At 75.2% G+C, this 20089-nt stretch carries 19 protein-coding genes; 9 read left to right on the forward strand and 10 right to left on the reverse strand.

Annotation, left to right across the window (positions count from 1 at the left end):
* Positions 1-39 precede the first annotated feature (39 nt).
* Positions 40-756: a pyridoxamine 5'-phosphate oxidase family protein gene (locus H7K62_RS00785; RefSeq protein WP_222436853.1), complete on the forward strand. Its 717-nt coding sequence runs from the start codon at positions 40-42 to the stop codon at positions 754-756.
* Positions 757-872: 116 nt separating this feature from the next.
* On the opposite strand, the gene H7K62_RS00790 is transcribed toward H7K62_RS00785, so the two are convergent.
* The 3 genes from H7K62_RS00790 to H7K62_RS00800 form a co-directional block, all read right to left on the reverse strand.
* On the reverse strand, positions 873-1682 hold the full coding sequence (locus H7K62_RS00790) for a carbon-nitrogen hydrolase family protein (RefSeq protein ID WP_186716402.1): 810 nt from the start codon (positions 1680-1682) through the stop codon (positions 873-875).
* 124 nt (positions 1683-1806) lie between these two features.
* Positions 1807-4257 (reverse strand): DNA helicase PcrA, encoded by a 2451-nt coding sequence (gene pcrA / locus H7K62_RS00795; protein ID WP_186715505.1) that lies wholly within the window; start codon positions 4255-4257, stop codon positions 1807-1809.
* Positions 4258-4334: 77 nt separating this feature from the next.
* Positions 4335-5405, reverse strand: a complete 1071-nt coding sequence (locus H7K62_RS00800) for a glycerophosphodiester phosphodiesterase family protein (protein ID WP_186715507.1) — start codon at positions 5403-5405, stop codon at positions 4335-4337.
* 207 nt (positions 5406-5612) lie between these two features.
* Between H7K62_RS00800 and H7K62_RS00805 the strand changes: the two genes are divergently transcribed.
* From H7K62_RS00805 to H7K62_RS00825, 5 genes are read left to right on the forward strand one after another with little or no spacing between them, the layout of a single operon-like run.
* A complete protein-coding gene (locus H7K62_RS00805) occupies positions 5613-6170 on the forward strand; it encodes an NUDIX hydrolase (RefSeq protein WP_186715509.1) in 558 nt (185 codons plus the stop codon).
* Between the two features lie 47 nt (positions 6171-6217).
* Positions 6218-7123, forward strand: a complete 906-nt coding sequence (locus H7K62_RS00810; RefSeq protein ID WP_222436854.1) for a sugar phosphate nucleotidyltransferase — start codon at positions 6218-6220, stop codon at positions 7121-7123.
* A gap of 9 nt (positions 7124-7132) precedes the next feature.
* Positions 7133-8107 (forward strand): aldose 1-epimerase family protein, encoded by a 975-nt coding sequence (locus H7K62_RS00815; protein WP_186715511.1) that lies wholly within the window; start codon positions 7133-7135, stop codon positions 8105-8107.
* A 17-nt stretch (positions 8108-8124) separates the two neighbouring features.
* Entirely contained in the window at positions 8125-8604 is a 480-nt protein-coding gene (locus tag H7K62_RS00820; RefSeq protein ID WP_186716405.1) for a gluconokinase, read from the forward strand.
* Positions 8601-10037: an AI-2E family transporter gene (locus tag H7K62_RS00825; protein WP_222436855.1), complete on the forward strand. Its 1437-nt coding sequence runs from the start codon at positions 8601-8603 to the stop codon at positions 10035-10037. Before H7K62_RS00820 ends, H7K62_RS00825 begins: the two co-directional genes overlap by 4 nt.
* Before the next feature lie 188 nt (positions 10038-10225).
* On the opposite strand, the gene H7K62_RS00830 is transcribed toward H7K62_RS00825, so the two are convergent.
* The 7 genes from H7K62_RS00830 to H7K62_RS00860 form a co-directional block, all read right to left on the reverse strand.
* Positions 10226-10696, reverse strand: coding sequence for a YdeI/OmpD-associated family protein (locus tag H7K62_RS00830; protein ID WP_186715513.1), 471 nt, complete (start codon positions 10694-10696; stop codon positions 10226-10228).
* Between the two features lie 70 nt (positions 10697-10766).
* On the reverse strand, positions 10767-11120 hold the full coding sequence (locus tag H7K62_RS00835; RefSeq protein ID WP_186715515.1) for a hypothetical protein: 354 nt from the start codon (positions 11118-11120) through the stop codon (positions 10767-10769).
* Positions 11121-11127: 7 nt separating this feature from the next.
* Positions 11128-12768: a glutamine-hydrolyzing GMP synthase gene (gene guaA / locus H7K62_RS00840; protein WP_370591542.1), complete on the reverse strand. Its 1641-nt coding sequence runs from the start codon at positions 12766-12768 to the stop codon at positions 11128-11130.
* Complete coding sequence (locus tag H7K62_RS00845; RefSeq protein ID WP_370591543.1) at positions 12765-13166, reverse strand: DUF3817 domain-containing protein; 402 nt, start codon at positions 13164-13166, stop codon at positions 12765-12767. The genes guaA and H7K62_RS00845 overlap by 4 nt, the downstream gene beginning before the upstream one ends.
* Positions 13163-14059, reverse strand: a complete 897-nt coding sequence (locus H7K62_RS00850) for an SURF1 family protein (protein WP_186715517.1) — start codon at positions 14057-14059, stop codon at positions 13163-13165. The genes H7K62_RS00845 and H7K62_RS00850 overlap by 4 nt, the downstream gene beginning before the upstream one ends.
* Positions 14060-14126: 67 nt before the next feature.
* A complete protein-coding gene (locus H7K62_RS00855; RefSeq protein ID WP_186715519.1) occupies positions 14127-14903 on the reverse strand; it encodes an SDR family NAD(P)-dependent oxidoreductase in 777 nt (258 codons plus the stop codon).
* Between the two features lie 62 nt (positions 14904-14965).
* Positions 14966-15811, reverse strand: a complete 846-nt coding sequence (locus H7K62_RS00860) for a sugar phosphate isomerase/epimerase family protein (RefSeq protein ID WP_186715521.1) — start codon at positions 15809-15811, stop codon at positions 14966-14968.
* A 102-nt stretch (positions 15812-15913) separates the two neighbouring features.
* Here H7K62_RS00860 and H7K62_RS00865 point away from each other — a divergent pair, with 102 nt between their 5' ends.
* From H7K62_RS00865 to H7K62_RS00875, 3 genes are all read left to right on the forward strand, one after another.
* Entirely contained in the window at positions 15914-16618 is a 705-nt protein-coding gene (locus H7K62_RS00865; protein ID WP_222436856.1) for a GntR family transcriptional regulator, read from the forward strand.
* A 156-nt stretch (positions 16619-16774) separates the two neighbouring features.
* Positions 16775-18127, forward strand: coding sequence for an MFS transporter (locus H7K62_RS00870; RefSeq protein WP_186715523.1), 1353 nt, complete (start codon positions 16775-16777; stop codon positions 18125-18127).
* A 154-nt stretch (positions 18128-18281) separates the two neighbouring features.
* Positions 18282-20057: a dihydroxyacetone kinase family protein gene (locus tag H7K62_RS00875; protein WP_186716420.1), complete on the forward strand. Its 1776-nt coding sequence runs from the start codon at positions 18282-18284 to the stop codon at positions 20055-20057.
* The last annotated feature ends 32 nt before the right edge of the window (positions 20058-20089 follow it).

Genomic DNA, 20089 nt, shown 5'->3' on the forward strand with positions numbered 1-20089 from the left:
GACTCCCCGGCCGGTCCACTGGGCGGCCAGTCTGCTCCTGTGACCGCCAGCCCCGCCACCACCGGACCGTCCTCGGCCGAGCTCCCCGTGACCGACCGCACCCGCTTCACGCGCTACGGGCACCGCCAGGTGACCGACCGCGCCGCGCTGCACGACGTGCTCGACACCGCGCTGGTCGCGCACGTCGCCGTGGTCCGCGAGACTCCTGCGCCGGCCGCCGTCGTCCTGCCGATCGCGTCGGCGCGCGACGGCGAGTCGCTGCTGCTGCACGGCTCCACCGGCGGCGGCCTGCTGCGCGCGGCGGCCGCCGGGCAGACGGTGACCGCCACGGTGACCGTGCTCGACGGCGTGGTGTATGCCCGCACAGTGTTCGACAGCTCCATGAACTACCGCTGCGCCGTGGTCTACGGAGTGCCGACCGTGGTGCCGGACGAGGAGAAGGAGGAGGCACTGCGGGTGCTGTCCGAGCACCTCATGCCCGGCCGGTGGGAGGAGGTGCGCCGCCCGACCCGCCGCGAGCTCGCCGCGACGCTGGTGCTGCGACTGCCGCTGGACGAGGCCAGCGTCAAGGTCCGCGCCGCCGGCGCCAGCGAGGACGAGGCGGAGGACCCCGGTGCCTGGGCGGGCGTGCTGCCGCTGCACACCGCGGTGGGCGCGCCCCGCGCCGGTGACGACGTGCCGTCGAGCGTGCCCGTCCCGGCGAGCGTGGCCGCCGGCGCGCAGCGCCTGGCCGGCTGGCTGCCGCCCTACCGCTGACCGGCCCCGCCCTCGTTCGGCTCAGGGTGGCCCTGGTCCGCTCGGAGTGGACCGGGGCCACCCTGAGCCACACGAGGAGTGGACCGGATCCCCCCAGCGCCGGGGCGTCGGGCGGATCAGGTGGTGGCGGGGCCGGGGTGGATGTCGAGCCGGCGGTCGACCAGGTAGGGGTTGTCGCGGCGGCCCGCCTCGACGACGGCGGTGTCGACGTCGGCCAGCAGCAGCGTGCTGGACGTGACGTCACCGGGCGGCGCCGCCGCCAGCACCTGGCCGGTCGGGGCCACGATGCTGCTCAGCCCCACGAAGGCGAGGTCGACCTCGCGCCCGCAGTGGTTGGCGTACGCCACGTAGACCTGGTTCTCCCAGGCCCGGGCGCGGATGATCACGTCGGCGATGAAGGAGAACGGCTCCATCTGGGCGGTCGGCACCGCCACGAGGTGCGCCCCGGCCGCCGCGGCGGCGCGCACCGCCTCGGGGAACTCCACGTCGTAGCAGATGAGGACGGCGACCCTGACGCCGCCGACGTCGAACAGCGACACCGGCCGGTCTCCCGGCACGAAGGCGTCGCGCTCGTCCGGGCCGAACAGGTGGGTCTTCACGTGGTGCCCCAGCACCTCGCCGTCGGAGCCCACGAGCACAGCGGTGTTGACCACCTGCCCGTCGACCCGCTCCGGCATGCCGACCAGCAGCGCGATCCCGTGCCGCCGGGCCACCTCGGCGACTGCCGGCACCAGCTCACCGGCGGCGCGGTCGGCCATCTCCGCCGTCCGCTGCACGCCCAGCTCGTACCCGGTGAGGAACATCTCCGGTGTCAGCAGCAGACCGGCGCCGGCGTCGGCGGCCTCCGCGGCGCGCTCGTCGAGCTCGGCGAGGTTGGCGGCGACGTCCCCCAGGACGCCGGCGGACTGCAGGAGCGCGAGGCGCAGCACGGTCACCCCGTCATCCTGCCCCGCCGGTGCGGTGCTGGGGACGGGCCGGTGGCGAGGACCGCTGCGGCGGGTCCGTGATCACGGGCTGCGGTGTGCGGAACGCCCATGATCACGAAGGGGGTCAGAGCTTCTGGACGGGGGCGTAGCGCAGCAGCAGGCGCTTGGTGCCCTCGCTGCGGAAGTCCACGTGCGCCACGGTCTTGTCGCCCGTGCCCTCGACGGCCACGACCGTGCCCATGCCGAAGGAGTCGTGCGTGACGCGGTCCCCCGCCGCCAGCGAGATCACCGGCCGCGTGCCCGCGGTGCGCACTCCTGGCGTGCCGGCCAGCTTCGCCTGCGCCGAGGAGTGGCTGCTGCCGTAGCCACCGGCGTTGTAGGTCGAGCCACCGCGGCCTCCGCCGGCACCGCCGCCCCACCCGGACGCACCCGAGGCCTCGGCGCGCTCCCAGCGGACCAGCTCGTGCGGGATCTCGTCGAGGAAGCGCGACGGCGGGAAGTACTGCGGCTGCCCCCACGCGCTGCGGGACGCCGCCCGTGAGATCCGCAGGTAGCGGCGGGCGCGGGTGATCCCCACGTACGCCAGGCGCCGCTCCTCGGCGAGCTCGTCGTCGTCCGCCAGCGACCGCTGGTGGGGGAACGTGCCGTCCTCCAGGCCGGTGAGGAAGACGACCGGGAACTCCAGGCCCTTGGCGGTGTGGAGGGTCATCAGCGTGACGACTCCGCTGTCCTCCCCGGCCTCCTCGTCGGCCCCGTCGGCCACGGCGGAGCCGGGGATCTGGTCGGCGTCGGCCACGAGCGAGACCGTCTCGAGGAAGTCGGCCAGGGTCCCCTCGGGGTTGGCCTGCTCGTACTCGGCCGCCACGGCCGACAGCTCGGCGAGGTTCTCCACGCGGGACTCGTCCTGCGGGTCGAGGCTGGCGCGCAGCTCGGCGAGCAGCCCGGACCTGTCGAGCACGGCCTCGAGCACGGTCGACGGACCGGCGCCGCCCTCGACGACGGTGCGCAGCTCGTCCATGAGGTCGGTGAAGCCGCGGATGCACGTCAGCGAGCGCGCGGCGATGCCGGGAGCCTCCACGGCCCGCTCCAGCGCCGCGGGGAACCCGATGCGCTCGCGGTCGGCCAGGGCGGCCACGCACGCCTCGGCGCGCTCGCCGATGCCGCGCTTGGGCACGTTGAGGATGCGGCGCAGGCTGACGACGTCGTCGGGGTTGGCGAGGGCCCGCAGGTAGGCGAGGGCGTCGCGGACCTCGCGGCGCTCGTAGAAGCGCGTGCCGCCGACCACCTTGTACGGCATGCCGACGCGCACGAACACCTCCTCCAGCGCCCGCGACTGCGCGTTGGTCCGGTAGAAGACGGCCACGTCGCCGTAGCGCACGCCCTCGTCGTCGACGAGCCTGTCGATCTCGGAGGCGACGAAGGCCGCCTCGTCGTGCTCGGCGTCGGCCACGTACCCGACGATCTGCTCGCCGGCGCCCTCGGCTGTCCACAGGTTCTTGGGGCGGCGGTCGGAGTTCTTGGCGATGACGGCGTTGGCCGCAGACAGGATCGTCTGGGTGGAGCGGTAGTTCTGCTCCAGCAGCACGGTCTTCGCGTCCGGGTAGTCCTCCTCGAACTCGACGATGTTGCGGATCGTCGCGCCGCGGAAGGCGTAGATGGACTGGTCGGCGTCACCGACGACCGTCAGCTCGGCCTGCGGAACCCCGTCCGGCTGTCCCTCGGGCCCCCAGGTGGCGCCGGGGCCGCCGACCAGCTCGCGCACGAGCGTGTACTGGGCGTGGTTGGTGTCCTGGTACTCGTCGACGAGCACGTGCCGGAAGCGGCGGCGGTAGTGCTCGGCGACGGCGGGCACGGTCTGCAGCACCCGGACCGTGGTCATGATGAGGTCGTCGAAGTCGAGCGCGTTGGCCTGCCGCAGCCGCGCCTGGTAGAGCGCGTAGACCTCGGCGAGGATCCGCTCGGCGTGCGTGCCGTCGGCGGCCTTCGCGGCGTGCGCCTCCGGCGTGACCAGCTCGTTCTTGAGGTTGCTGATCTGCGTGGCCAGCGCGCGGGGGGCGTAGCGCTTGGGGTCGAGGTCGAGCTCGCGGACGACGAGCGCCAGCAGGCGGCGGGAGTCGTCGGCGTCGTAGATGGAGAAGCTGGACCGCAGCCCGGCAGCCTCCGCCTCGCGGCGCAGGATCCGCACGCACGCCGAGTGGAAGGTGGAGACCCACATCGAGCGGACGGCGGGACCGACCAGCCCCTCCAGCCGCTCCTTCATCTCGCCGGCGGCCTTGTTGGTGAAGGTGATCGCCAGCACCTGCCCGGGCCGGGCGCCCCGGGCTGCCACGAGGTGGGCGATGCGGTGCGTGAGCACGCGCGTCTTGCCCGAGCCGGCGCCGGCGACCAGCAGCAGCGGCGACCCCTCGTGCAGCACGCCCTCGCGCTGGGCGGGGTTGAGCCCCTCCAGCAGGGCCGCGGGGTCGATCCGGACCACCGGCCTGTCGGCGAGCACGCCCGGGCGCCCGTCGTCCGAGGGCGACCCGGCGGGGGTCTGCGGGACCGGGAGGGGAAGGTCGTCGAAGAGCGTGCTCATCGTTCGACGAGCCTACGTCCGACCACCGACACCCGGGGTCGCCCGAGGCCGTCCCCCGCGGGCGTCGGGCAGCGGCCTCAGCCGGCGAGGCGCTGCCCCGGGGCCGAGGCGCCCGTGGCGCTGCCGGCGCGGCGCGCGCCGGGCACCACCTTGCCCGCGGCCCACAGGCGCCGCGCCTCGAAGGCGGTGTCGGGGTGGTCGGTGAAGATGCCGTCCACCCCGGCGTCCAGGAACGCCAGGTGCTCCACGAGCGCACGCCCGGGCGCGGCCTCCGAGGGCCCCACGCGCAGCGACGGCGGCAGGAAGGCGTTCTCGTTGCGCAGCGTCCACACGTGCACGTCCAGGCCCGCGCGGTGCGCGTCGGCCACGAGCGGCGTCACCGGGCCGAGCGTCCCGTCGGCGCCCACCGGCAGCACCATGTCCTTGCAGGGCGCCAGCACCTGCGCGTAGGTGGAGACCTCGCGCAAGCCCCAGGGCGTGCACGCGGCGCGGCCGGCGTCGTCGTCCTCGACCAGCTGGACCAGCGGCACGCGCAGGCCCTCGGCCCGCAGCCGCCGCAGGAACGCTGCCTCGAAGCACTGCACCGCCACGGGCGCGTCGGCGGAGTCCAGCCCGAGCCGGCGCAGCTCGGCGATGACCAGCGCGGCGATGTCGAAGCCGTCGGCGGCGTACCGGGAGGGGTCCTTCACCTCGGCGGTCACCACCACCGCGCGCCCCAGCTCCAGCCGCAGCTGCGCGGCCAGCTCGAGCAGCTCGGCGAAGGTCGGCACCTCGTAGAGGCCGTCGTAGACGGTGGTGGTGGGGCGCAGGTGCGGGCGCGGCTCCACGGCGCGCAGCGAGCGGAGCTCCTCGAAGGTGAGGTCCTCGGTGAACCAGCCCGTGACCACCTCGCCGTCCACCACGCGGGTGGTGCGGCGGGCGGCGAGGTCCGGACGGCTCGCCACGTCGGTGGAGTGCGTCACCTCGCTCTCGTGCCGCAGCACCAGCACCCCGTCGCGCGTCGGCACGATGTCCGGCTCGATGCGGTCCGCCCCCAGGCGGGCCGCGAGCTCGTAGGAGGCCAGGGTGTTCTCGGGCCGGTACCCGCTGGCGCCGCGGTGTCCGATGACAGACGGGACCCCGCCGACGAGCGGTGCAGCACTGCTCACGGAACCCAACTCTCCTCCTCGGACCTGGATGCCCGCGGGACAACGGATGAACAGGAGGTGCAGAAGTGACGACTTCGCCGCTCCCATCGGCCACCAGCCGCCCGGTGCTGAGCCCACGAGGGACGTCCGGTGCGCCCGGTGGGGTGGACTCCACCCGGCAGGAGCAGCCCGCCGAGCCCGTCGCGCCGCTGCGCCTAGGCTCCGGGGATGGGCGATCAGGGGCACCGGTCGGGTCCGCTGGGCGCGCTGCTCGAGCGCGTCCCCCCGGGTCTGCGCGCCAGCGCGCAGACCGCGCTGCTCAGCGCCTTCCGCGTCACCCCCGCCCCCGTGCGGCGAGCGCTGGTGCGCGCCGGCACCCCCAGCTTCACGGTGGGCGCGGTCTGCGCGGTGGAGCACGAGGGCGCCGTCCTGTTCCTGCGCCAGCCCCACCGGGGCGGCTGGTCCCTGCCGGGCGGCCTGCTCGACCGCGGCGAGGCGCCGGCCCCGGGCGTGGAGCGCGAGGTGCGCGAGGAGACCGGTCTGCGCGTGCGCGTGGGCGCGCCCGTGACGGCGCTCGTGGAGCCCCGGGTGCGGCGGGTGGACGTCGTCTACCGGGTGGTCGTCGACGAGCGCCCAGAGGTCGTGCCCGGCGGGGAGGCCCGTGGCTTCGCCTGGCTGACCCCCGCGGAGGCCTCCCGCGACGCCGACTCCGCCACCCGGTCCATCCTCACCGGCCTGGTCGAGGCCCTCGCCGACGGCGCGCGCGGCGGACGGCTCCTCCCCTGAGCCGCCCCGCCTCCGCGGACGGCCCGCTGCAGGGGCTGGCGGGCGTAGTGCTCGCCGCTGGCGCCGGCACCCGCCTGCGCCCCCTCACTGACCAGCTGCCCAAGGCCCTGGTGCCCGTCGGCTGCGTGCCGCTGCTCGACAGCGCGCTGGACCGCCTGGCCGCGGCCCTCGGCGACGACCGGCCCACCCCGGACCGCGTGGCCGTCAACGCGCACGCGCTCGCGGAGCTGGTGGCGCAGGCCGCGGCCGGCAGGGCCCACCTGAGCCGTGAGGACCTCCTGCCCGCCGCAGACGAGGACGACGAGCGCGCCGGCGCCCGCCCCGCTGCGCGCCCGGCGCCTCCGGCGCTGGGCCCGTTGACACCGCCTCCGGCGCTGGGCACGGCCGGGGCGCTGGGGGCGCTGCGGGACTGGCTCGACGGGCGCCCGGTGCTGGTCACCAACGCGGACGCGTGGATGCCCGACGGGCCGGCCTTGCTCACCGACCTGGTGCGCGGGTGGGACGGTCGGCGCTGCCGCCTGCTGTGCGAGCCCGCCGCGCCCGGCGCCCGCGCCGACTTCCGCACGCCGGACGGCACCGGGGTCCGCTACGTGGGCTCGTGCGTCCTGCCGGCGCACCTGGTCGCCCGGCTGCGGCCCGTCCCCTCCGGCCTGTACGAGGTCCTCTGGCGGGAGCTGGCCGCCCAGCCCGGTGACGACGGCCTCGACCTCGCGGTGGTGCCACCCGGCAGCGCGGTCGACTGCGGCACCCCCGCCGACTACCTGCGGGCCAACCTCCTGGCCACCGGCGGCGAGAGCGCCGTGGACCCGGGCGCCGAGGTCCTCGGACGCGTCGAGCGGTGCGTCGTGTGGCCGGGCGCCGTCGTCGCGGCCCACGAGCACCTGGTCGAGGTGGTGCGGGCCGGGTCCGCGCGCAGGCCGGTCACGGTGCCCGCCTCCGCGCCGAGCGCCTAACCTCCCCCCATGACCGTCCCCGCGTCCGGTGAGCAGCACGAGATCAGCGCCGGCGCGCTGAGGGCGGTGATCACCGAGGTCGGCGGTGCCCTGCGGTCGTACACCGACGGCGGCCGCGACCTCGTGGTCCCCTTCGACCAGGCCTCCCCCCGCAAGCACTACCGCGGGTCGGTGCTGGCGCCGTGGCCCAACCGCACCGGTGACGGGCGGTGGACCTGGCGGGGCGCCGAGCAGCAGCTGGCGCTGACCGAGCCCGACCGCGCGTGCGCCCTGCACGGCCTCGTGTGCTGGCAGCCGTGGGACCTGGTGGAGCGCTCCGCGGACTCCGTGGTGCTCGGCACCACCGTCTGGCCCCAGGCGGGGTACCCGGGGCACCTGGACCTGCGGGTCAGCTACCGGCTCGTGGAGGAGGGGCCCGACGCCGGCCTCACGTGGGAGCTGGAGGCCACCGGTGTCGGTGACGTGCCGGCGCCCTACGGCACCTCGATCCACCCCTACGTGGTGGCTGGTCCCGGCCGCGTGGACGACTGGACCTTCGAGCTGTCCGCGGGCGCGACGCTCGCGGTGGACCCCGACCGCCTCCTGCCGCTGCTCGACGACGCGGGCCGCGAGCAGCTGCGCCCCGTGGACGGCACCGACCTGGACTTCCGCGGCGGCGCCCCGCTGCGCGGGCGCTCCGTGGACGACGCGTACGCGCAGCTGACCGGCCCCGACGCCGGCACGGCCCGGGTGCTCGCCCCCGACGGCACCGGCGTGGCCGTGCACTGGGACCCGCAGGACTGCCCCTGGGTGCAGGTGCACACCGCCGACCGGCCCGAGCCCGAGGACGACCGCGTGGGCCTCGCCGTGGAGCCCATGACCTGCCCGCCCGACGCCTTGCGCACCGGCACCGACCTGCGCGTGCTCGAGCGCGGCCAGAGCACCCGCTCGTGGTGGCGGATCGAGCCGCTGCGCGCCCCGGCGTCCACCGCGGACCCCTCGTGAGCCAGCTGGTGGTGGTGATGGGGGTCTCCGGCAGCGGCAAGACCACCGTCGCCCAGCTGCTCGCGCAGGACCTCGGCTGGACGTTCGCCGAGGCCGACGACTTCCACCCGCCGGCCAACGTCGCGAAGATGGAGAGCGGGCACCCCCTCACCGACGAGGACCGGTGGCCCTGGCTGCGCTCCCTGCGCGACTGGGCCGACGAGCGGGCCGAGGCCGGCGAGGACGCCGTGGTGACGTGCTCGGCGCTGAAGCGCAGCTACCGCGACCTGCTGCGCGGGTCGCGCGCGCGGGTGCGCTTCGTCCACCTCGACGGGCCCCCCGAGCTGCTGGCGCAGCGCATCGGCGGGCGCACCGGCCACTTCATGCCCAGCTCGCTGCTCGGCTCCCAGCTGGAGGCCCTCGAGCCGCTCGGCGCCGACGAGGACGGCGCGGTGGTCTCGATCGACGCGACACCGCAGGAGTGCGCCCGCGCCGCCGCTGAGGCGCTCGGGCTGTGACCTCGGCGCCCGACGTCCCCGCGGCGCCGCCCCCGGACCCCGCCGCGGGGTCGCGCAGCCTGCGGCTGCTCGTGGCGTTCGCGGCCGTCGTCGTCGCCGTCGCCGGCCTCAAGGCCTTCTCGGGCAGCATCGGACCGGCGTTCCTGGCGGTCGTGCTGGTCATCGTGGTGCACCCGCTCGGCGCCCGCGTCCAGCGCCTGGGCTCCTCTCCGTGGGTGCCGCAGTGGGTGGCCACGTGGACCGGGGTGGCCGTCAACCTCGTGGTGGTCTACCTCATCGTGGCGGCGCTGGCGGCGTCGCTGGCCTGGTCGGCGGTGGAGCTGGCCACCACGCTGCCGCAGTACGCGCCCCAGCTCATCGAGCTGCGCGACCAGCTGCTGGACCTGCTCACCCAGATCGGGCTCAACCAGGCCGAGCTCATCCGGATGATCAACAGCGCCAACCCCTACGAGCTGCTCGGCTACGCGCAGACGCTCGTCTCGGGCCTGGCGTCGGGCCTGACGGACTTCGCGTTCGTGCTGCTGCTGCTGTTCTTCCTCGTGCTCGACGCCGCTCCGTTCCCCCGGCTGCTGGACCAGGCCTCCGAGCTGCACCGCGACGCCGTGGAGGCGATGCGCACCTTCGCCTCCGGCACCCGCCGCTACCTCGTGGTCTCCACCGTCTTCGGCGCCATCGTGGCGGTGCTCGACGTGGTGGCGCTGGTGTACCTGGGCGTGCCGCTGGCGCTGCTGTGGGGCCTGGTCTCGTTCGTCACCAACTACATCGCCAACATCGGCTTCCTGCTCGGCGTGGCCCCGCCGGCGCTGCTCGCGCTGCTCGCCAACGGGCCGGAGAGCGCGCTGCTGGTGGTGGTCATCTACACGGTCATCAACGTGGTGATCCAGGGCCTCATCCAGCCCAAGATCGTGGGCGGCGCCGTCGGGCTCTCGGCCACGCTGACGTTCCTGTCGGTGGTGTTCTGGGGCTTCGTGCTGGGCGGGCTGGGGGCGCTGCTCGCGGTGCCGCTGAGCCTGCTGGCCCGCGCGGTGCTGGTCGACGCTGACCCCCGCGCCCGCTGGATGCTCCCCCTGGTCGCCGGCAGCACCCGCGGCGTGCCGGTGCGCCGGCCGGCGCTGGCGCACGTCCCCCGTCCGCACCTCCCCCAGCGGCACGCGGCACCGGTCCCCGCGCCCGTCCCCGGGGTCACGACGACGACGGACGCCGCGGCTCCGCCCGCTCCCGTCCCGCCGCCCCCGCCCGCCCAGCCGGTCGAGCCCGCCCAGACGGTCGAGCAGGTCGAGCAGCCCAGCCCGACGTCGGCCGCCGAGGAGTGGACCGGTGTCCCGGCCGAGCAGGGCTGGCCGCGCGGGCAGGAGGCGGCTCCTGAGGAGGGGAGCAGCCGTCGCGGGTCCCTCGCCAGGCGGCTGCGCTCCGCCGCTGACCGCCTCCGCTGACCGCCCCTCGCGACGATCACGCACCTGCGCGCCACGTCCGCGGGGAGCACTGGGGAGCCTCAGACCCGGTGGGCAGGCTCACGCCCGGTTCCGACCCCGGAAGCGGGCCTCAGCCTGCCCACCGGGGCCCGGCCTGCCCACCCGGCGGCGCGGCCCGAGGCCCACGGCCCTACGACCGGCGCCGCGCGTCAGCGGCGGGGCTTGCCGGCGGCCAGGGCCTCGGCGGCCTGGGTGACGCGCGAGCTGCGCGTCTCGGCCTTCTTGGCGTCCTCCACCCAGCGCACCCACTCCTTGCGGTGGCTGGGCGCGAGCCCGTCGAAGAAGGCCGTGGCACCGGCCGCCTCCACGGCCGCGGCGAGGTCGTCCGGGACGGCCAGGGGAGCGGGCGCGGACGCCACCTCGACGTCGACGTCCACCTCGTCCCCGGCGGCGAGGCCAGCGGCGGTGCGGTGCTCCGACGACAGCGGGACCATCACCGCGCCGCCCATCGAGCCCGGGGTGGTGGTCCACGAGTACGGCGCCGAGGTCCCGTCAGCACGCGCCACGGTCACCCGCAGCAGCGGTCGCCTCCCGGCCCCCAGGGCGTCGAGCACGTCGGTGGGGACCTCGAGACCCGTGGCGTTCCCGCGCGGGTTGAGCACGCTGGTGCGGTACCTCACGCAGCGGATGCTGCCCGGCCACCGCGGCCGCCGTCCAGACCCGGGGGCCTGGCCGGCTGCCGCGAGGAGGTCAGTCGGCCTTCGGCAGGCCCCGGCTGCGACCCCACGCCTCAGCTGCCTCGCTGGCCACCACGACGCCTGCCGTGACGAGCAGCACCGACGGCCAGGCGCCGATCCGCTTGGCGAGCGGGTGGGACCCGCCCATGGCCGCCGTGTACAGCGCGCCGAGCACCGCGGCGCCCAGCGGCCCGGTGGTCTTCGCCCAGCGCTTGCCGCACCAGGTCCCGGCCAGGCCGAACAGCGTGCCGCCGACCTCCCGCTTCGTCGCGCGGGCGACGGCGAAGCCGCCGAGGAGCCCGGCTGCGGCCACGACGGAGGGCCGCAGCAGCAGCCCCGTGCTCGTCGTCGAGCTCTTCTCGCTCATGAGCGCCTCACTCCCACTCGATGGTGCCCGGCGGCTTGCTGGTCACGTCCAGTACCACGCGGTTGACCTCGGCCACCTCGTTGGTGATGCGCGTGGAGATCCGGGCCAGCACGTCGTACGGCATGCGGGTCCAGTCCGCCGTCATGGCGTCCTCGCTGCTCACGGGCCGCAGCACGACCGGGTGCCCGTAGGTGCGCCCGTCGCCCTGCACGCCCACGGAGCGGACGTCGGCCAGGAGCACCACGGGGCACTGCCAGATGGTGGAGTCGAGCCCGGCGGCCGTCAGCTCCTGGCGGGCGATGAGGTCCGCCGCGCGGAGGACCTCGAGGCGCTCCCTCGTGACCTCGCCGATGATGCGGATGCCCAGCCCGGGACCGGGGAAGGGCTGGCGCCCGACGATCTCGGCAGGCAGGCCGAGCTGCGCGCCGACCGCGCGGACCTCGTCCTTGAAGAGCGCGCGCAGCGGCTCGACCAGCTCGAACTGCAGGTCGTCGGGCAGGCCGCCGACGTTGTGGTGGCTCTTGATGTTCGCGGCGCCCTCGCCGCCGCCCGACTCCACGACGTCGGGGTACAGCGTCCCCTGCACGAGGAAGCGCACCTCGCCGTCGTCGTCGCCAGACCCCGCGGCTGTCGAGGCCTCCGCTGCGTCCTCGATGACCTCGCGGGCCGCGGCCTCGAAGGCCCGGATGAACTCCCGGCCGATCGCCTTGCGCTTGGCCTCCGGGTCGGTGACGCCGGCCAGCGCGGCCAGGAACGCCTCGGAGGCGTCCCACACCTTGAGGTTGACGCCGGTGGCGGCCACGTAGTCGCGCTCGACCTGCTCGGCCTCGCCGGCGCGCAGCAGGCCGTGGTCGACGAAGACGCAGGTCAGCTGGTCACCGACGGCCTTCTGCACGAGGGCGGCGGCGACGGCGGAGTCGACACCGCCGGACAGCCCGCAGATGACGCGTCCGCTGCCCACCTGGGCGCGGATGAGTGCGACCTGCTCGTCGATGATGCTGCCGGCGGTCCAGTCGGCCGGGACCCCTGCGCCGCGGCGCAGGAAGTTCTCCAGCACCTGCTGCCCGAAGCTGGAGTGGGCGACCTCGGGGTGCCACTGCACGCCGTAGAGGCGGCGCTCGTCGTCCTCGAACGCGGCGACCTCGGCCCCGGCGCTCTGCGCGACCACGGAGAAGCCGTCGGGCGCGGCGGTCACCGCATCGCCGTGCGACATCCAGACGCTCTGCTCGGCGGGCTGGCCGTCGAGCAGGGTGGAGCCGTCGGTGGAGGCGCGCAGCTGCGTGCCGCCGTACTCGCGCAGACCGGTCTGGGCGACGGTGCCGCCGAGGGCGGAGGCCATCGCCTGGAAGCCGTAGCAGATGCCCAGCACGGGCACGCCGGCCTCGAACAGCGCCGGGTCGACCTGGGGGGCGCCGTCGGCGTACACCGAGCTCGGCCCGCCGGACAGGATCACGGCGGCCGGGTCCTTGGCGAGGATGTCGGCCACGGACGCGGTGCTGGGCACCACCTCGGAGTAGGCGTCTGCCTCGCGCACGCGACGCGCGATGAGCTGGGCGTACTGGGCGCCGTAGTCCACCACCAGCACCGGGCGGTGCTTGGCCTCGGCGGCCACCTCAGCGGGCGGGGTGGCGGCGGTCTGGTCGGTCACGCACGAGCTCCAGGGGTCGGGGACACGGAGGGGCCGGAGCGGCCGGCGCGCACGTCGGCGACCACCCGGCGCTCGGCCCAGAACGACAGGAACGGCACCACGCCGCACAGCACCAGGACGACGAGGCGCCCGAGCGGCCACCGGAGCTTGCTCCACAGGTCGGCCACCGTGATGAGGTAGACGAAGTAGATCCAGCCGTGGGCGGTGGCGACGACCCGCCCCAGCGTGCCGGCGTCGGTGATGACGTAGTTGACGAAGACCTCGACGGTGAGGACGAGCAGCATCCAGCCGGTGATGAGGGCCATGACCCGGTACCGGGTCAGCGAGGCACCCGGATCGCGGTGGACCCGCGGGGCCGGGGCGCTGGCACCGCCGCGGCGCTGGTCGGCCGTGCTCACCGGTGCACCTCGGGGGTCTCGGGCTGGAGGGTCGGACGGGCGTCGGGCACGGCCTCATCCTCCCAGGCCCGCAGCCCTGCTCGGACCGGCCGGTGGGCCGGCTCCGGCCGTCCGGCGGCAGAGCCGCCGCCCGCGTCGTCGTCCTCTCCACCGGCACCGGCGGCCTCGAGCGCGGCCAGGCGGCGGTCCTCCAGCTCGTCGGCGTGGCGGTCCTTGACGATCTTCCCCCACATGACCAGGGCGAAGGCGGCGAAGAGCCACCACTGGAAGGCGTAGGAGAGGTTCTGCGGGTCCAGGCGGGGCACGGGCGCCTCGCTGGGCACGGCGGTCAGGACGCCGCCGGGCCCGCTCGCCGGCACCGAGCCGGCGTCAGCGACGAGGTACCCGGTGTAGAGGCGGCCCGGCCAGGTGTTGACGAGGTCGCCGGAGCTCACGGCGCGCAGCTGGCCGTCCGGTCCGAGGCCCTCGGGCTGCTCGGACGGCAGCAGCCTGCCGGTGAGCTGCGCGGCGCCCGTCGGCGCCTCGGGCGCGGGCGCGCCGGCGGGCTGCCAGCCGAGGAGCACCGGCAGCAGGCCGCCGGTGCTGCCGTCCTGCAGCGCCGCGACCACCCACGTGCCGCTGCGGCCGTCGAGCTCGCGGTCGGGCACCTCCTCCACCGGGAGGTCCGCCCACGCGCCGCTCACCTCCACGCGCTGGTGGTCCGCGTGCCCGGTGAAGTCGGCCGCCGGCCGCAGCACCTCGCCGATCGGGACCACCGTCTCGGTCGGCGAGACCCGCGCGTGCTCCTGGGAGCGCCCCAGCTGCCACTCCCCCAGCAGGGAGAAGACCACCGCCGCGGCCACCATGAGCAGGAGGAGCCCCAGGTTGGCGGGTCTCAGGGCCGTGCGCAGCACGCCTCCAGGCTACGGCGCGCGGGACGGTCGACCGTCCCGCGCGGGCCGCGGGGCCAGGAGACCGGCGTCAGGAGATGTGGGAGCCGCCGTTGATGTCGTACGTGGCGCCGGTGATGTACCCGGACTCCTCGCTGAGCAGGAAGGCGAACAGCGCGGCGACGTCCTCGGCGGTGGCCTGTCGGCCCAGGGGCACGTCGGCGGCCAGCGAGGCCTCCAGCTCGGGGCTGGTCTTGCCGGCGCGGATGTCGGTGGACACGACGCCCGGGGTGACGGAGTTCACGGTGACACCGCGGGGGCCGAGCTCGCGGGCCATCGCCCGGGTGAGCCCGAGCACAGCGGCCTTGGCCGCGGAGTAGGGCACGCCGCCGAACACGCCGCCGCCGCGGATGGCGGAGACCGAGCTCATGGTGACGATGCGGCCGTAGCCGCGCTCGGCCATCCCTGCCGCAGTGCGGCGCGCCACCAGGTAGGTGCCGGTGGCGTTGACGGCCATGATCCGGTTCCACTCGGCGAGCGTGGTGTCGAAGAAGCGGGTCGGGGAGGTGATGCCGGCGATGGTCGCCAGGCCCGCGATGGCGGGCATCTCGGCCTCGACGGCCGAGAGCGCCTCGTCGACGGAGGCCTCGTCGGCCACGTCGACCTTGTAGCCGCGCACGACGGCGCCGGTCTCGGCGGCGATGGCCTCGGCGGTCTCGACGGCGAGGCCGCCGTCGAGGTCGAGGACGGCGACGGCCCAGCCGTCGCGGGCCAGGCGCAGCGCCGTGGCGCGGCCGATGCCGCGGGGGGAGGCCGCGCCCGTGACGACGGCCGTGCGCGGGGTGGGCTGCGGGGTGGTGGTGCTCATGGTGACCTCCGGCGTCGGTGCGAGTGGACGAGCAGCGGGACGTGAGTGGCGGTGAGGGCGGGTCAGCGGGCGGGGGTGCGCGCCAGCAGGTCGCTGATGAGCTCCCCGGCGGCGAGCGCCGCGGCAGGCCGGTCGGCGTCGGCGGTGTCGCGCGTCTCCAGCTCCAGGGCGAGGGCGCCGGCGTACCCGGTCTCGTCCAGAGCAGCGACCAGGTCTGCGAAGTCGACCTGCCCGCGCCCGATGCTGTGGTGGATGTAGCCGGGCTCGGCGTCGCGCAGGTGCACGTGGCGGGTGCGCCCTGCGTGGGCGGCGAGGAACTCGCGCGGGGTGGCGCCAGAGGCGGTGATGTGGCTCACGTCGCAGACCACCCCGATCGAGGGCGGCAGCTGCGCGAGCAGGGCCGCGGTGCGCTGCAGGTCGTGGGCGAGGCGGAAGTGGTGCGGTGCCTCGACCCACAGCTCCAGGCCGTGCCGCGCGGCTGCGGCGCCGGCCCGGACCAGCTGGCCGGCGCTGCGCTCGAGGTCGCTGTCCAGGTCGGTCACCGGCGCGTGGTCCTGGCGGCCGTTGGGCAGCACCAGGGCCCGGGCGCCGATGGTCTGGGCCAGGGTGAGCAGCTGCTCCAGGTGGGCGTCCCGGGAGCGCTGGGCGGCCTCGTCGAGGACGGCGTTGAGGTCGCCCACGTCGCCGTTGACGGAGACGACGCCCAGGCCGGAGGCCGTCACGACCTCGGCGACGGCACGCACCGCGGCGTCGTCGAGCTCGTAGGGCACGTGGTCGCAGACACCGGGCAGGGCGCCCAGGTCGATCTGGGTGAAGCCGAGGCCGGCGATGGTGTCCAGGGCCTCCTGCAGCGGCAGGTGGCGCAGCGTGATGGTCGAGCAGATGACGCGGTGGGCGTCGAGCGACATGCGGTCCTCCTCGTCGAGGGTGGTGCGACGATGCTAGGTGTTCGATTGTTGACAGTCAATCGTCGCCCCGGCACCCACCCCTTCCGCCGGTAGCCTCGGCGCGTGACCCTCCTCGACGCGCCCGGCCCCGGACGCCCCTCCGGTCTGCGCCCCGTCGACCGCACCACGCGCCGCGAGCAGATCCTCGAGGTGCTCAGGGCCGCCGTCAGCGACGGCACCCTCGCACCCGGCGTGCACCTGGCCGAGGTGGAGCTGTCCGAGCAGCTGGGCGTGAGCAGGGGCACCCTGCGGGAGGCGCTGCGCCACCTGCAGCAGGACGGGCTGCTCGTGCCCGACAACCGCGGCCGGCTCTCGGTGCGCGTGGTCTCCGCCCACGAGGTGGCCGACATCTTCGCCGTCCGCGCAGCCCTCGAGGCCCTGGCCGCCGAGCAGGTCTGCTCCCGCCAGGACCGCTCGGGCGCGGTCGCCGTCCTCGAGGACCGGCTGGCCGCCATGGCCCAGCCGGCGGCGGACATGGGTGAGCGCGTGACGCGGGACCTGGCCTTCCACGAGGCGCTGTGCACGCTCAGCGGCAACGACGTCCTGCACGCCTCCTGGCGCAACGTCTCCGGGCTCGCACGGGCCGCCGTGACCGCGGCCGGGCCGTCCGCGGCCCTGGCGAACACCGCCGCCGCCCGCCACGCCCCCCTCGTGGCCCTGGTCCGCGACGGAGACGGCGAGGGGGCGCAGCGCTTCCTGCGCCAGCACATGGCCGAGGCGGCGCAGAACCTGCTCACCCAGATGGGCGACGGCTCCACGCCCTCCTGAGCGCCTCCCCGGCACTCACCCCACAGGCCACCCCCTGGTGACGACGCAGCACGACGATCTTCCTCCGTCTTACTGTTGACAGTAGAACGCTGGACCGGGCAGTCTCTGCTCCGCCGCTGGATGAGCCGCGGCCCCGTCGCATCGAAGGAGATCGACATGAGCTCCGCCACCGTCACGAGCACCCCGGTCCTCGGCACCGCGCACCGCAAGCGCGTGGCCATCGGCGCCACCGTCGGCACCACCGTCGAGAACTACGACTTCATCGGCTACGGGACCGCCGCTGGCCTGTACTTCGGCCACGCCTTCTTCCCCAGCGAGGACCCTCTCACCGCGACGCTGCTCAGCTTCGCCACCCTCGGCGTCGGGTTCGCGGCCCGTCCGATCGGCGGCATCGTGGGCGGCTACCTCGGCGACAAGGTGGGCCGCAAGCCCGTCCTCATCGGGTCCCTGCTCGTCATGGGCCTGGCCACGTTCGCCATCGGACTGCTGCCGACCTACGCGACGGTCGGCGCACTGGCTCCGGTGCTCCTCGTCATCGTCAGGATCATCCAGGGCCTCGCGTTCGGCGCTGAGTGGGGCGGCGCCATCCTCATGACCTACGAGCACGCGCCGTGGAAGAAGAAGGGCCAGTACGGGGCCATCCCCCAGGCCGGCTTCCCGCTCGGGCTGCTCCTGGCCAACCTCGCCTTCCTGGCCTCCTCCCCGCTCCCCGGCGACTGGGCCTGGCGCGTGCCGTTCCTGCTGTCCGCCCTGCTCATCGGTGCCGGCATCTACATCCGCCTGCGCATCACCGAGAGCCCGGAGTTCGAGACCGCCAAGGAGGACGGTGAGCTCGAGTCGAACCCGCTGCGCACCGTCATCACCCGCGACTGGCGCAACCTGCTGCGCGCCTTCGGCATGCGCATCGCCGAGACCGCCGGCTACGCCGTCGCCATCACCTACCTGACGGCGTACGTCCGCGACAGCGGCTTCGCCAGCACCTCGCAGACCATCCTGGCGCTGGTCATCGCCGCCCTGCTCGGCTTCCCCGCCACGCTGCTCTGGGGGCGCCTCACCGACCGCGTGGGCCGCAAGCCCGTGTACCTGTTCGGCACCGCAGTCATGGTGGTCATGGGCGTGCCGTTCTTCCTCCTGGTGCAGTCCGGAGAGCTGCTCCTGGTCGTCGCCGTCTTCGTCATCAGCTTCGCGGTGGTCCAGAACTGCCTCGCCGGCACGCAGTCCGCGTGGTTCCCGGAGCTCTTCAGCACGGGCACCCGCTCCTCGGGCGCATCGCTCGCCTACCAGCTCGCGGCCGTCATCTCCGGCTTCACCGCCTTCTGGTGCGTGAGCCTGTTCGACGCCTTCGGCTGGACCGGCCCCGCGGTGCTCTACAGCGCGTACGGCCTCGTCGGCCTGGTCGCGGCGCTGAGCACCCGCGAGACGTTCGGCGCCCGCCGTCGCCGCGAGGTCGACGAGGCCACGGCTGCCGCCGAGCCGATGACGACGACGCCCTCGCCGGCGTCCGCCTGACGGCAGCGGTCCGCCCCGCCGGGGCGGACCGCTGGCGCGGGCACCGACCCGCGCCGGGGACAGCCTGGTCCTGCAGGCCCCCGCACCCCTAGAGTGCTGCGTGCACACTTGTTCCGAAATCTTGTGCACTCAGCCCGGACACGTGAGGACGAGGATGACCCGCCTGTTCAACGACCCGTCAGCGTTCGCCGAAGACGCCAAGGCCGGCTTCTGCGACGCCTTCGCCGCCTACGTGGTCGACGTGCCCGGCGGCGTGGTCCGCCGCCGTCGCACCCGCGCGGGCAAGGTCGCCGTCGTCGTCGGCGGCGGATCGGGGCACTACCCCGCCTTCGCCGGCATCGTCGGGCCCGGGTACGCCGACGGGGCGGTGATGGGCAACGTGTTCACCTCCCCCTCCGCGGCCGAGGCCGCCGCGGTGGGCCGGGCCGCCTCGGGTGGGGCGGGGGTGCTGCTGACCACCGGCAACTACGCCGGGGACGTGCTGAACTTCGGCCTGGCCGTGGAGCGCCTGGAGGCTGAGGGCATCCCCGCGCGGTACGTGGCGGTCACTGACGACGTCGCCTCGGTCGGCAAGGGCGCCGACGGCAGGCGCCGCGGCATCGCCGGGGACGTGCCGGTGTTCAAGTGCGCCAGCGCCGCCGCCGAGGAGGGCATGTCCCTGGACGAGGTCGTGCGCGTGGCGGAGAAGACCAACGAGCGCACCCGCACCCTCGGGGTGGCCTTCGGCGGGTGCACGCTGCCGGGCGCTGAGGGGCCGCTGTTCACCGTCCCGGAGGGCCGGATGAGCGTGGGCCTGGGCATCCACGGGGAGGCGGGCATCGAGGAGGTGGACCTGCCGAGCGCTGCTGAGCTGGCCCGGACCCTGGTGGAGGGGGTGCTCGGTGATGCCCCCGAGGGCGTCGGCGTGGAGGGGGCGCGGGTGACGGCGCTGCTGAACGGGTTGGGCAACACCAAGTACGAAGAGCTGTTCGTGGTGTGGAAGGACGTCGCCCGTCTGCTGGGCGAGCGGGGCCTGGTGGTGGTCGAGCCTGAGGTCGGTGAGCTGGTGACCAGCTTGGACATGGCCGGGTGCTCCCTGACGCTGACGTGGCTGGATGAGGAGCTGGAGCGGCTGTGGGCCGCGCCCGCCGACACCCCGGCCTACCGCAAGGGCCGGCTCGTCCAGGGCGCCCAGGAGGCTGAGGACGCGGACGGCGAGGACGGCTCCGCCGGCGCGGTGCGCAGCGACGACGAGGCCGCGGCCGACGCCGAGGCGCCGCCGCTGTCGGCGGGGCCGGCCGATGAGGGCTCGCGCGCCGCCGGCGCCGTGGTGGCCGACGCGCTGGCCGCGATCGCCGACAGGATGGCGCAGGCCGAGGACGAGCTCGGGCGCATCGACGCCGTCGCCGGCGACGGCGACCACGGCCGGGGCATGGTCCGCGGTTCGGCTGCTGCCCGCGACGCTGCTCGCGCTGCTGTGGACGCCGGCGCCGGTGCCGGCACCGTGCTGCAGGCCGCCGGCGATGAGTGGGCGGCCCGCGCCGGCGGCACCTCGGGGGTGCTGTGGGGGGAGCTTCTGGGCGCCCTCGCCAGGCGCGTCGGTGACGACGCCGCCCCCGACGCCGCTGCGGTGGCCGCGGGGGTCCGCGCCGGCTACGAGCGCCTCGGGGAGCTCGGCGGCGCCAAGCCCGGTGACAAGACGATGCTGGATGCGCTCGGTCCCTTCTGCGACGCCCTGGACACTGGGGTCGCCGAGGGGCAGCGGCTGCGCGAGGCCTGGGCACGGGCGGCCGACCGGGCGGCGCGGGCCGCGGACGAGACGAAGGACCTCACGCCCAAGGTGGGGCGCGCCCGGCCGCTGGCCGAGCGCAGCAAGGGCACCCCGGACGCGGGCGCCGTCAGCCTGGGCATGGTGGCCCAGGTGGTCGCCGGCGTCCTCGCGGACCGCTGAGCGGGGCCAGGACGGGTACAGGACCCGCACGA

It is taken from the genome of Quadrisphaera sp. RL12-1S, from assembly GCF_014270065.1.
Classification (GTDB): domain Bacteria; phylum Actinomycetota; class Actinomycetes; order Actinomycetales; family Quadrisphaeraceae; genus Quadrisphaera.